The sequence below is a fragment of the Ginsengibacter sp. genome (genome assembly GCF_057362405.1).
In genome coordinates this window covers 1-14,382 of sequence record NZ_JBMQQG010000039.1, presented here as the reverse complement: position 1 = coordinate 14,382, position 14,382 = coordinate 1, and the positions used below count along the sequence as shown (strand labels likewise).

Genomic DNA, 14,382 nt, shown 5'->3' with positions numbered 1-14,382 from the left:
TCAATTAGTTTAATAAAGCTGATGTGGTACAATATCGCTTCCAACTTTCTTTTCCTTACGGCTGCGGGATCTTTCATTCGTAATGAGCCCGCCGCGGCGTTTCGTGGGTTGGCTAACGGCGCCAGTCCATCTTCAGCTAATGCCGCATTATACTGCCTGAAATTTTCTTTAGTCATCAAGACTTCTCCGCGCATCTCTATTAGTTTAATTCCATAATCAGAAAATTTGGCTGATAAAGGGATTGACCCTATTTGTTTAATATTAATTGTAACGTCATCACCGGCAATTCCATCGCCACGAGTAGCACCTCTTGCCAGCATATTATTTTCATAAATGAGCGAAATACTGGCGCCATCAAATTTTGGTTCGGCGCTGTAAGTAATCTGTTGTGTATCTACGAGTCCCTTTGCCCTTTTGTCCCAATCAACCAGGTCTTGGGCATCATAGCTGTTTTCCAGGCTTAACATGGGCACCAGGTGTGGAACTGTTACGAACTCTTTATTTAAACTATTACCCACTCTTTGAGTTGGAGAATCAGGGGCTATTAATGAAGGATTTTCTTTCTCCAGCTTTTCCAAACCTTTATAAAGTCTGTCGTATTCTGCATCTGAAATAAGAGGATCGTTTAATATGTAGTACCTGTATTCATGGAACTTTAAGACATTTCTTAATTCATCAACGGAACCAATATTTTTTAGCAGCTTGTTTGTTAATGCCTGTAAATCTTTTGTCTGATCTTTAGTGTACATGAATAAATTTGCTGTAAAAATAGAAATAGCCGCGGGAACTATTTTAATTCAACTAAAAAAATTTCTTCATATACCGGAAAGAAAATTTTTCTTTGTTTTTATTCAACATCAAAAATTTTTTTGCATGGTTGATTAATTGTTTAGAATAATGTGTTTATTTTACACAATAAATTGCCTGATATGAAGAAAGCTATACTTTTCTGTTGCACGCTTTTGCTTATTACTTTCCAAAGTTTTTCCCAATTATTATCATGGTCTCCCGATTTTATAAAGGAAGCTAGTACGCCTGTTGTTATTACAATGGACGCTACAAAAGGAAATCAGGGACTTCTTAATTATACGCCAACATCTGATGTGTACGTGCATATAGGAGTGATCACCAACTTAAGTACCAGTTCTTCTGACTGGAAGTATGTAAATAGCGTGTGGGGTACTACCAATCCTACGTTTCAGGCCATTTACCTTGGTAGTAATAAATGGTCCTACACGATAACCGGTGGCTTACGTACATTTTTTGGAATGTCTAACCCGGCAGAGACCATACAAAAAATAGCTATTCTTTTCAGAAGCGGAAATGGAAGCCTTAAACAATCTAACTCTGATGGATCCGATATGTATATTCCTGTCTATGACAACGGCCTGCATGCCAGAATCGATAATCCGTTTTACCAGCCGAAATATACCCGGGTTGCCGAAACAATTACCAAGACCGTTGGAGATGTATTACCAATCGTGGGAAAAGCAAGCCTGTCAGGAAGTACATTACAGACATATTTTAACGGAACTCTTTTGTCTACTATTACCGGAACTAAAGACAGTGTTGCTCCTACCATTTCAACTTTTGGGGCGCAGACCATAATTGTAAAAGCAACCAATGGCGCGAACGCAAGTAGCGACACTCTTTCTTTTTACATTCCGTCTGCTAACACAATAGCCCCGCTGCCGGCAGGGGTTTCGGATGGCATTAATTATTATGCTTCTGCAGATTCAGCTACGTTAGTTTTATACGCACCCAATAAAAATCACATCACGGTACTGGGGGATTTCAATGGGTGGACCGCCTCTCCGTCTTATCAAATGAATGAAACACCTGATGGCTTACGTTATTGGATTACTATAAAAGGATTAGCATCAGGAACAGAATATGCCTACCAGTACCGGATAGACGATAGTATCCAGGTGGCCGATTATAATACCGAAAAAGTGCTTGATAAAAATGTCGACCCCGGTATCCCGTCAACCACTTATCCGGCGCTGAAAACCTTCCCTGTTCAGGCTAGTGGTACGCTTGCGAGTATTATTCAAACAGGCCAAACTCCTTATAACTGGCAGGTTACTAATTTTTCAAAACCAGATAAAAGAAATCTTGTGATTTATGAATTATTGGTTCGTGATTTTGTAGCTGCAGGAAATTGGCAGACTTTAACGGATACATTGAACTATCTTAAAAAGTTGGGCATAAACGCAATTGAAGTAATGCCATTCAACAATTTTGAAGGGGCCAGCAGTTGGGGATATAATCCTAACTTTTATTTTGCTCCTGATAAAGTTTATGGAACTGAAACCGCATTAAAACAATTCATCGACGCTTGTCACCAAAACGGTATGGCAGTCATAATGGACATGGTACTAAATCATTCGTTTGGATCATCACCTATGGTGCAGATGTATTTTGACAATATCAATAATATTCCGGCGGCAAACAATCCATGGTTTGCACAGCACTATACACATGCTTATGATGTGGGTTACCAATTTAACAATGCCACAACCGCCACCAAAGAATTCAGAAAAAGAGTGATCGCCTATTGGCTAGAAAATTATCATATAGATGGCTACCGTTTTGATTTGGCAAAAGGCTTTACACCCACCAACACGTGCGATGCCATTGGTAATAATTGTAATACAACAACATTCGCCAATTATGACCAGCAAAGGATAAATATTTGGGATACACTTTACAACTATCAGCAATCAGTTTCTCCCGGCAGTTATACGATACTCGAAATGTTTGCAGATAATAACGAGGAGCAGGTATATTCCGCAGGTGGAATGATGACGTGGGGCAACATGAACTATAACTTTAACCAGGCAACAATGGGTTATAATACTGATTGGGATTTTAGTGGAGGCATCTATACTAATCGCAGTTTTTCTAATCCTACTCTTGTTACTTACCAGGAAAGCCATGATGAGGAAAGATTAATGTGGAAAAATGAACAATATGGAAACAGCAGTGGCGCTTATAATATAAAAGATACTGTAACGGCATTAAATCGAAATGCAATGGCGGCAGCCTTTTGGGCCTTAATACCCGGTCCTAAAATGTTATGGCAATTTGGCGAATTGGGCTATGATTATTCTATTAATACCTGTGCCGACGGCGTTACCATTAATAATAACTGCCGGCTGGATACAAAGCCAATAAAATGGAATTACCTCCAAAATGCGAATAGAAAATCTTTGCATGATATTTATAGCGGCTTATTAAAACTTAGAACAACGCCTGCATATCTCTCAACATTTACTACCGGCACAATTGCATATAATTTATCAGGAGCTTTCAAATGGATGGAAGTTTATGATAATAATCTGAAGGTTGTTGTGATCGGCAACTTTGACGTAGTTTCTCAAACGGGTTCAGTTACTTTTCCCAGTGCAGGAACCTGGACTGACTATTTAAATGGTGCACAAATTACTGCGACCGGCGTTTCACAATCTTTTACATTACAACCAGGAGAGTATCATGTGTACCTGAACGCAGATATCGTGTTGCCGGTAACGTTAGTAAGTTTTAGTGGTAAAAATAATGGAAATACAAATGTATTATCATGGAAAGTTGATAACGAAAACGATTTAAATTATTATGAATTGCAGCAAAGTATTGATGGAAGAAATTTCGCCTTAGTCGCACAAATTGCAGTTTCTGCAAATAACAATTATTCTTATGCTGACAATGTTTCATCTGCCGCATCATTGGTGTATTATTACCGTTTGAAGATGGTTGATAAAGAAGGTAATTTTAAATACAGCCCGGTTGTAAAGATAAGCGTGCGGGCAAAAGGAAAATTCGCAACTGTACATCCTAATCCGTTTAAACAGAAAATAGAATTGACCGTTGAGTCCTTAGTTCCTGACAAGGCAACTCTTATTATAAATGATATTGACGGCAGGCAATTATACAGGCAAATTAAGAATGTGTCCGCCGGAACAAATGTAATAGAAATAAACGATGCTGGTAGGTTCTCCAAAGGTATATACCTCCTTACCGTCATAGAGTCGCAGCAAATACAAAGTATCAAAATATTAAAAGGAAATTGATAAATTTTTTATGAAGACTATACTGTATTCATTTTAAATAATCTCTTTATACCCATAAATTTTATATGCACTATGGCCAAAACGTTACATGATAATTCTCACAAGAACATTAAGACCTTTAAAGTTATTCAATCTGAAGTACAAAGTATCAACCGCGTCGCTTTATCGGTGGATTGCGTAATTTTTGGATTTGATGAGAACAAGCTAAAAGTTTTGTTGATTCGTTCGGACCTGAAAAAGTACCAGAGTAAATGGTCCCTACTTGGCGACCTGGTGAAGCCGGATGAAGACCTTGACACTGCGGCCTATCATATATTAAAGCAACGTACAGGCCTAAACGATGTTTACCTGGAACAAGTACATACGTTTGGGGATGTTAACAGGCACCCGGCGGGACGCGTGGTTACTGTTGCTTATTGTTCTCTTATAAATGTTCAACACCACAAATTAAATATACTTGATAACGAATTGCACTGGCATGAAGTTGAAAGTGTCACAGATCTTGCCTTCGATCATCAAAAAATATTTGAGAATTGTTACACCTGGTTGCAGAAGAGAGTACAGGAACATCCTCTTGGTCTCAGCCTGCTGCCCAATAAATTTTCTTTACGGGAGTTACAAAATCTTTATGAAGCCATTCTAAATATTAAACTTGACAGGAGAAATTTCAGGAAGAAATTTTTTGCAATGGATTTCCTGGTAGATATGGGAGAAGACGAACAAAACGTGCCTCATCGGCCCGGTAGGTTATACAAGTTTGATTATGAAAAATATGAAAGAAAGAAGAAAACCTGGTCAGGTATAGATTTTTAAACTTTTGTGACAAAACATTGAACCATGATGAGCTGATTATGAAAATATGACCAATGTCATAAGAAAACCTGACCACTTATCCATTAAATAAATTTTTTTTATTGCGAACTATATTTAAGTTTGTGTAAATTTTACACATTACCAAACTGTAGAATTATTCCTCTTAATTAAAAACGATTGTTGCTATGAGAATAAGCATCCCTCTAATGTCAAAGCGCATATGTGTTTTGATTTTATCGATCCTGTTTTCTTTTGTTGCTAATGCGCAGAACACAATAAAAGGTATTGTTAGTTCAAAAGATGGCTCGCCTCTTCCGGGCGTTAGCGTTATTGTAAAAGGAACCAAAGTTGGAACCCAAACCGCTGCTGACGGGAGTTTTACGATATCAGTGCCACAAAATTCGAATACGCTCGTTGTGTCGGCAGTTGGCTATGCCCGCCAGGAAGTTCGAATTGGCGGACAATCCTCCATTAACGTAACGCTCGAAACGGCTGCTTCAACTTTAACTGATGTTGTGGTTATTGGTTATGGTACCGCGAAGAAAAAGGACTTAACCGGATCAATAGCGCAGGTTACCTCAAAAGATTTTCAAAAAGGAAATATTGTTTCGCCCGACCAATTAATTGCCGGTAAATTGCCTGGAGTAGAAGTTACCTCCAACAGCGGCGCCCCCGGTTCAGGTAGCACTATTAGAATAAGAGGCGGCGCATCATTAAATGCAAGTAATGATCCACTTATTGTAATAGACGGAGTACCATTGGACAATAATGGTATATCGGGCGCTGCAAATCCATTAAGCCTTATCAATCCAAACGATATCGAATCGTTCAGCGTTTTGAAAGATGCATCAGCTGCGGCCATTTACGGGTCAAGGGCATCTAACGGTGTTATTATAATTACCACAAAAAAAGGAAGAGTTGGAAAACCGGTAGTAACCTTTAATACAACTTTTGCGGTTGCAAAAATTGAAAAGAAAGTATCAGTACTTTCTCCTGAACAATTCAGATCATTTGTTCAGACGCATGGTTCAGCGGAAAGTGTAAAATTATTAGGGCAATATAATACGGACTGGCAGAATCAAATTTATCAAACTGCAATCAGCACCGATAATAATTTAAGTGTAAGTGGCGGCTATAAAAATATGCCTTATCGTTATTCAGTAGGTTATCTCAATCAGGAAGGAATATTAAAAACAGATAAACTATCGCGCTATTCATTTGGTGCCAATATTTCTCCACGGTTTTTTGATGATCATTTAAAAATAGATTTAAATGTGAAGGCTTCTGTTAGTGAAACAAGATTTGCCAACCAGGGAGCAATTGGTGCTGCGGTTAATTTTGACCCAACAAAGCCGGTTTATTCAGGCAGTAAAAGGTTTGGAGGATATTTTGAATACCCAGATTCCACGAGTGTAACAGGACTGAAATCTTTGGCGCCGTTGAACCCGGTGGGTTTATTGTTTCAAAGAAGAGATTTAAGTGAAGTGAGAAGAAGTATTGGCAACGCACTAATTGATTATAAAGTTCATTTTTTGCCGGACCTGCATGTAAACATGAATCTTGGATACGATGTTGCAACAGGACTTGGGACCATTTTTGTTCCGGATAGTGCAGCCTCGGACTATGAACGTACACCTGACAAAAAACATGGTGGTATTGACAACAAGTATCGGCAGACAAAGGCAAATACATTATTTGAATTTTATTTGAATTATGCAAAAGATATCAGCTCAATTAAAAGCCACATAGATGTTGTTGCGGGATATGCTTATCAGAATTTTTTAACAACCAATTACAATTTTGCTGATTATACTGCCGACGGTATTATGGTACCTAATAGTACTCCCAATTTCCCATTTGATAAGCCAGAAAATACCTTAATATCTTATTACGGACGTTTAAATTATTCTTTTAACGGGAAATATTTTTTAACAGGTACTATAAGAACGGATGGCTCCTCCAGGTTTAATCCAAGCAACAGATGGGGTGTATTCCCTTCCGGATCATTTGCATGGAAAATAAAAGACGAGGGTTTTCTAAAAAATTCGTCAGCTGTATCCGATCTTAAATTGAGGTTGGGTTATGGCACTACTGGGCAACAGGACGGCATAGGCGACTATGATTATATTTCGTATTATAGCCTGAGTAATAAGCAAGCCCAATATCAGTTAGGAAATACTTTTTACCAGGTTTACAAGCCATCTGGTTACTACTATAATAGAAAGTGGGAGCAAACAGCTACATACAATGCAGGCCTTGATTTTGGATTTATTAATAATAGAATAACAGGTTCTGTAGATTACTACTATAAATTAACTACAAATTTATTAAATCAAATCAGCCAACCCGCAGGATCGAACTTTAGTAACAAAATTGTTGCTAATGTGGGAAGTATGAAAAACTCTGGAGTTGAAGTTTCACTAAATCTGATACCTGTAAGGACAAGGGATGTAACCTGGAACGTAAACCTAAATGGTACTTATAACACAAATAAGATCACTAAGCTCACTATTTCATCGGATCCTAATTTTGCAGGAAATCAATATGGAGGAATCTCCGGGGGCGTAAATAGTACAATTCTAATAAATGCAGTTGGACAGCCAAGAGGTTCTTTCTATGTGTATAAACAGGTATACGATGATAAGGGAAACCCGATCGAAGGCGTTTATGCAGACCTTAACAGGGACGGAATTATTAATGGTACAGATTTATATACCTATAAAAGTGTAGACCCCAATTACTTATTCGGAGCAAGTAGTAGCGTTAACATTAAAAACTGGAGCGCCGGATTTGTATTAAGGGCGGATTTAGGTAACTATATGTACAATAATATTTTTTCGAGTACGGGGATTATCCGGAATATTATTAATCCTCTGAGTTATTTAAGTAACGGATCGACTAATGTATTAGCAACAAATTTTACAGGAAACGGAGACAAAGCAGTTCTCACCGATTACTATGTGCAAAATGCTTCTTTTCTCCGATTGGATAATATTAATGTAGGGTACACCTTTGGGAAAATACTTCATAATATCGGCACGCTAACGGTTACGGGTAATGTTCAGAATGTTTTTGTTGTTACTCAATATAAAGGGCTCGATCCTGAGATAAATGGAGGTATTGATAATAACTTTTATCCAAGGCCACGTACTTATAGCATCGGACTCAATGTATCCTTCAGATAAGACTAATAATAATTTTAAAATAATTATATGAAACAAAATGTTTTTAAAATAATTGCCTCAGTTGGTTTACTTGGCGCTGTATTTACTTCCTGCAATAAAGATTTGAATAGGATTCCAACTAATGATAAAACAGCAGACCAGGTTTATACAACTCCTGCCGGTTACAAACAAGCATTTGCAAAATTATATGCCGCATATGGTCTTACAGGAAATATAGGACCTGCAGCGCCTTGTTTTCAGTGCGGCGACATAAACGGAATCGACGAAGGCTTTTCTGATTTTCTCCGCATGTATTTCCAGGCAGAGGAGTTGTCAACAGATGAAGCCGTTATAGCATGGGGTGATATTGGAATACAGGATTTTCATAACATGAATTGGTCATCGAGTAATCCATTCATAACAGGATTGTATTACCGATGCTATTTTCAAATTACCTTATGTAATGAGTTTCTCCGCCAGTCAACTGACGCAGTCGTAAGCAGCCGTGGGATTACAGGAACTGATGCAGACGAAATAAAAAAATATAGAACTGAAGCCCGGTTTTTGCGGGCATACCAGTATAGTATCATCATGGATTTGTACGGTACCGGTCCGTTTGTAACAGAAGATGATGCGCCACTTGGTACATTTTTACCTAAACAGGCATCACGGGCACAACTTTTTAATTATGTAACAACTGAATTAATGGCCATTGATCCTGATTTAGCTGCTCCAAAAACAAATGAGTACGGCAGAGCGGATCAGGCTGCAGATTGGGCACTATTGGCACGCACTTATTTGAATGCCGAGGTCTATACAGGTACTGCGAAATATGATTCTGCCATTATTTATTCTCAAAAAGTAATTAATGCAGGATATTCACTGATACCCGACTACCGCCAGCTAATGCTCGCAGACAATAATTTAAACACCAATGAATTTATCCTGACGATCAATTATGACGGCATAAAAACTCAGGGTTACGGTGGAACTACCTATTTGACTCACGCGGAAAACGGTGGTTCAATGCCCGGCTCAATAACCGGAGTTGGAGGTGGTTGGGGTGGACTAAGAACTACGAAAGCACTTCCCGGTCTTTTTACAAATCCTAATGATCAACGAGCAGAATTTTATACATCAGGGCAAAGTTTGGAAATTGCAGATCAAACTCAATTTCCTAATGGATATGCTGTAATAAAATACAGGAACTTAAACCGCGACGGATCTCACGGAAGCAGCCTGGATTTTGCAGACGTAGATTTTCCGATTTTCCGGTTAGCAGAAATGTATCTTATCTATGATGAAGCCTTTTTACGGGGTGGTGCCGGGGCCGATAATGCAACAGCGTTATCCTATTTCAATAAGTTGCGCACAAGAGCTTATGGAGGAAGCACGGAGGGCAACGTTTCGTCAATTGATCTTAACCTAATTCTTGATGAAAGGTCAAGGGAATTATATTGGGAAGGTTTTCGAAGAACAGACTTGATTCGCTATGGCAGGTTCACCACCGGAACATATTTGTGGCCATGGAAAGGAGGCGTTGCCGGGGGGCGTGCAGTTGAAGATTTCAGAAATCTTTATCCTTTACCATCCAGCGATGTTTCAGCCAATACTAACTTAAAGCAAAATCCAGGTTATTAATTAAAATATTATAACGTCATGAAAAGAATATCTAAAATATTTATCTTTTCTGCCCTAATTCTTTCGGGAATGTGGGCATGTAAAAAGGAAGAAAATCGGGTTATATTCCAGGGCGGTACTGCCCCGGTTTTGACAGCTTCGATTGCAGACAGCATCCCGCTTTCCTATGCAACCCAGGATAATCAGGCGCTTCAGTTATCCTGGACGAATCCTAATTATCAATTTAATACCGGCATCAGTTCCCTGGATGTAGATTATAATATTGAAATCGATACTGCCGGATCCAATTTTACTAATCCGAAAAGAGCAATTATTTCCGTTGGTACTAATTTGTCTCAAAAATTCTTGCAAAGTGACATTAATACTTATTTGTTTAGTCAGCTTAAACTACAAACAGGTGTAAGTCATAATATAGAAATGCGTGTTACCGCCGCTTTTGTTGGTGGGCAGGAACCATTGATGTCCAACGTTCTGAAGTTTGCGGCAACGCCGTATGCTATACCACCAAAAGTTACACCACCAGCCTCCGGCAATCTTTATATAGTAGGCAGCGCAGTTGCGGGTGGCTGGAATAATCCTCTGACTAACCCAGTCACGCAGCAATTTACCAGGGTAAGTACAACTGATTATCAGTTGACAACAGCGATTATTGGTGACGGTGAATATAAATTTATTTCGGTTAATGGCTTGTGGGACTCTGATAAACAATGGAGCATTGCTAAAGAACAAGCTTCAGGAGACCCTTCTACATTTAATTATGACCTCAAATTAAATGGCGGAAATTGCAGAGCTCCATTGGCAAGTGGTACTTATAAAATTGAGGTTGACTTTCAATCAGGGAAAGTAACTCTTACAAAACAATAAATTTCCATAAAAGACAATTATGAAAAATATATTCAAACTACTTTTTGCAGTTATTTTATTAACTGCATTTGGTGCCTGCAAAAAGATTGCTGACCTGCCTCATTATGGAAATGGGGTTGCACCTACGCTCACAGCATCTACAACAACTATTGCTCCTACTGCGGCAGACTCATCAAAGACGGTGCTTACGCTTAGCTGGAGCAATCCGAAATACGCAACCGATTCATCGCACCAGAAATTTATTGTTGAGATGGATTCTGCCGGAAGAAATTTTACTCATGCCGTTAATTTTGAAGTGGATGGCCCTCTAAATGTTTCATTCACCGGGAACCAATTGAATAATGTATTGGCCGGTTTTGGTTTTTCTCCTGGCAGCCCTTTCAGTGTTGATATCCGGCTTACTTCTTCTTACGCCAATAACAATGAACAATATAAATCCAATGTTGTAACGGTAACAATGACGCCATATTTGGTTCCAATAACGCTAACTCCATCATCAACTTCGCCAATAGTATTGGATGTGTCTAATGCCACCAGTAATGCCATATCATTTACCTGGAATGCCAGCGGATACGGCAACAACACGATAAGTTATGCGCTGCAATTAGACACGGCCGGAGATAATTTTGCTCATCCGCAGGTAATAAAATATGATCAGAAATTAACCTCAGGTATATTGGTAAACGACTTGAACTCCATGGCCATTGCAGCGGGAGTATCCGGCGGATCAACCAAGAATGTAGAGTTTAGAATAGTAAGCTATTTGGGAAGCACTTATACTACACCGTTAGTTAAGTCAAGTGTCGTGAGTATCAGCATCACAACATTTACTCCCATTCCGCCGACCTTATATATAGTTGGCGATGCAACGCCTGGTGGCTGGAGCAACCCGGTCCCCTTACCGTCTCAGCAATTTACAAGGCTGGATGCGGTTTCGTTTGGTATAGTGATAAACCTTACGGCGGGAAAGAGCTATTTATTATTACCGGTAAATGGAGATTGGGGGCACAAATATGGCGGTGCCAGCGCGACAGGTGGGACCTTATTAGCGGATGGTGCCGTTCCCGGTTCTAATACACCGGCGCCTTCAACAAGTGGTATGTACCAGATTGTAGTGAATTTCCAAACGGGTACTTATACTGTTTCTCCTTTCACCATGACCATTCCAAGCAACTTGTATATTGTGGGTGATGCCACTGCAGGTGGTTGGGCTAATCCTGTACCGACTCCGTCACAACAATTTACCCGGATTGACGCAGTTTCGTTTGGGATAATTGTTGATTTAACAGCAGGTGGAAGCTATTTGTTTTTACCGTTGAACGGAGATTGGGGTCACAAATATGGAGGTTCAAGCGCTACCGGCGGAACACTGCTGGCAGATGGTGCCGTTCCTGGTTCTAATACACCAGCTCCTGCTGCCAGTGGTACTTACCAGATTATTGTTAATTTCCAAACGGGAACTTATACGGTAACTCCGTTTACCGGAGCACTTCCCGTTCCGACCAATTTGTACATTGTAGGGGATGCAACAGCAGGAGGTTGGAACAACCCTGTCCCTGTACCTTCCCAACAATTCACACGTGTTAATCTTACTGATTTCCAATTGACGGTTAATTTATCTTCAACAGGAAGCTATTTGTTCTTACCGGTCAATGGAGATTGGAGTCATAAATACGGAGGGACAGGCGCAACTGGCGGGTCAATTTTATATGATGGAGCTGTCCCAGGGTCTAATACACCGGGACCCGCTGTAACGGGCAATTACCTGATAGATGTAAATTTTGCAACAGGTAAATACACCGTTACAAAGCAGTAGTTTTGAAGCTAATGAGTTTATAAAGCCAGTTCAAAGTACGAGCTGGCTTTTCTTTTCTAATTATCTTGAAACCTTATGATTCTAAAATTTCTGTAAAGCCAATTAAGCTGTATTATAAAGTAACTTTATAATTTCAATAAGACTACTGATTTGCGAAATACAATTGTTGAAGTGCTCTCTAAGAAAATGCATAAATATTATCTATGAAAATATTTTTCATTCTTCTCTTTTTTATAGGAATAAGCAGCAGTTTTAGTTGTAAAAAAAATTCAACACACACTGCCCCTCCTTATACAGATATATTGCCCGTTGACACAACACATCACGTAGACACCTTACCCGTTCTTAATACTTTTTTTGCAAAAGGAGCAGACGTTAGCTGGATTACACAAATGGAATCGGAGGGTACGCAATTTTATAACCGAAGCGGTGTTCAACAAGATATTTTCCAGGTTTTAAAAAGCGAAGGTATCAATTCAATCAGGCTTCGTGCATGGGTAAATCCCACTGATGATTACAATAACATTGCTGATGTAGTTGCTAAAGCTATTCGTGCAAAAAATGCAGGCATGAAAATTATGATTGATTTTCACTATAGCGATACCTGGGCAGACCCCGGCCATCAAACGACTCCTGCTGCATGGGCCAATGAAAATATTAGCGACTTACAAATTTCAGTTTATGATTACACCGTTAGTGTTATGGATTCATTGAAGATAAATGGAATTTTTCCTGACTGGGTGCAGGTTGGAAACGAAACCAATGATGGTATGCTGTGGCCTTTGGGGAAGGCTTCAGTTAATATGGCGAATTTTGCATTGCTTGTAAACGCGGGATATAATGGCGTAAAATCAGTAAGCGACAGTTCAAAAGTTATTGTTCATATTTCCAATGGATATGATAATACTTTATTTCGTTGGATGTTTGATGGTTTAAAAAGCAATGGAGTAAAATGGGATATTATCGGCATGTCGCTTTACCCGCCAGCCAATTCATGGAGTACCTACAATATTCAATGCCAGAGTAACGTGAGCGACATGATTGCCAGGTATAACAAACCTGTTATGATATGCGAAGTGGGTATGAGTTGGACAGATTCAAGCGCCTGCAATTCTTTCATAAGTGATCTCATTGCAAAAACAAAATCGGTTAGCGGAAACAAAGGGTTGGGCGTTTTTTACTGGGAGCCCGAAGCATATAATAACTGGCAGGGCTACTCGCTGGGAGCTTTTGATAATTCAGGTAGACCCACTATTGCATTGGATGCGTTTAAATAAGATCGGCGATATTTTTTTGAACGATGGTTTACACTAAAATTAGCTTTTATGAAAAGAATCTTTCGTCAAATATTGGTTGTTTCGACGTTGTTGTTATGTTCAAATAAATTCTGTTCTGCGCAATATATCCTGTCGGGCAGGCAGGTTAATTTTGATAACGATTGGAAATTTCATTTGGGAAACGCTTCAGATGCTTCAAAAGATTTCAACTATTCCATCGCAAATATATTCTCTAAAACCGGCAAAGGAGATGGTAGCGCAGTAGATATAAAATTTAATGATAGCTCATGGCGAACATTAAACGTTCCTCATGATTGGGCTGTAGAACTTCCTTTTGTGAATTCACCCAATTTTGATGTAATGGCTCACGGCTATAAGCCCGTTGGCGGCCTTTTTCCTGAAACAAGTATCGGTTGGTATCGAAAACATTTTTTTGTTGATAGAAAAGATTCTGGCCAGCGTTTTCAAATTCAGTTTGATGGAATTTTCCGCGATGCAAATGTTTGGATTAATGGAATTTATCTTGGGAATAATAAAAGTGGCTACATAGGTTTTGCATACGACATCACGGATTTTATTAACTATGATAAGGAAAATATTATCGTTGTAAGGGTTGACGCTACGCAATATGAAGGATGGTTCTATGAAGGTGCCGGCATTTATCGCCATGTATGGCTTAACGAATACAACAACGTACACATTGGGAACAGCGGAACTTTTGTTTACACAACTGTCGT

Annotated in this window: 8 protein-coding genes and 1 pseudogene; 8 read left to right on the top strand and 1 reads right to left on the bottom strand. The window is 39.2% G+C overall.

Annotation, left to right across the window (positions count from 1 at the left end; translation table 11 throughout):
• Window positions 1-749, bottom strand: a pseudogene (locus tag ACO1O5_RS03155) (NAD-dependent DNA ligase LigA); the annotation flags it as partial.
• A gap of 180 nt (window positions 750-929) precedes the next feature.
• Between ACO1O5_RS03155 and ACO1O5_RS03150 the strand changes: the two are divergent.
• From ACO1O5_RS03150 to ACO1O5_RS03115, 8 genes are all read left to right on the top strand, one after another.
• On the top strand, window positions 930-4,070 hold the full coding sequence (locus ACO1O5_RS03150) for an alpha-amylase family glycosyl hydrolase (protein WP_486268382.1): 3,141 nt from the start codon (window positions 930-932) through the stop codon (window positions 4,068-4,070).
• A gap of 72 nt (window positions 4,071-4,142) precedes the next feature.
• On the top strand, window positions 4,143-4,883 hold the full coding sequence (locus ACO1O5_RS03145) for an NUDIX hydrolase (protein WP_486268381.1): 741 nt from the start codon (window positions 4,143-4,145) through the stop codon (window positions 4,881-4,883).
• A 185-nt stretch (window positions 4,884-5,068) separates the two neighbouring features.
• Window positions 5,069-8,068, top strand: coding sequence for a SusC/RagA family TonB-linked outer membrane protein (locus tag ACO1O5_RS03140; protein WP_486268380.1), 3,000 nt, complete (start codon window positions 5,069-5,071; stop codon window positions 8,066-8,068).
• Between the two features lie 27 nt (window positions 8,069-8,095).
• Window positions 8,096-9,688: a RagB/SusD family nutrient uptake outer membrane protein gene (locus ACO1O5_RS03135; RefSeq protein ID WP_486268379.1), complete on the top strand. Its 1,593-nt coding sequence runs from the start codon at window positions 8,096-8,098 to the stop codon at window positions 9,686-9,688.
• A gap of 18 nt (window positions 9,689-9,706) precedes the next feature.
• Complete coding sequence (locus tag ACO1O5_RS03130; protein WP_486268378.1) at window positions 9,707-10,552, top strand: SusE domain-containing protein; 846 nt, start codon at window positions 9,707-9,709, stop codon at window positions 10,550-10,552.
• 19 nt (window positions 10,553-10,571) lie between these two features.
• Window positions 10,572-12,368, top strand: coding sequence for a SusE domain-containing protein (locus tag ACO1O5_RS03125; RefSeq protein ID WP_486268377.1), 1,797 nt, complete (start codon window positions 10,572-10,574; stop codon window positions 12,366-12,368).
• Between the two features lie 203 nt (window positions 12,369-12,571).
• Window positions 12,572-13,645 carry a glycoside hydrolase family 53 protein gene (locus tag ACO1O5_RS03120; protein WP_486268376.1) on the top strand — a complete coding sequence of 358 codons (1,074 nt, stop codon included), beginning with the start codon at window positions 12,572-12,574 and terminating at the stop codon, window positions 13,643-13,645.
• Window positions 13,646-13,693: 48 nt separating this feature from the next.
• A partial coding sequence (locus ACO1O5_RS03115) for a sugar-binding domain-containing protein (protein WP_486268375.1) occupies window positions 13,694-14,382 on the top strand: 689 nt, incomplete at its 3' end.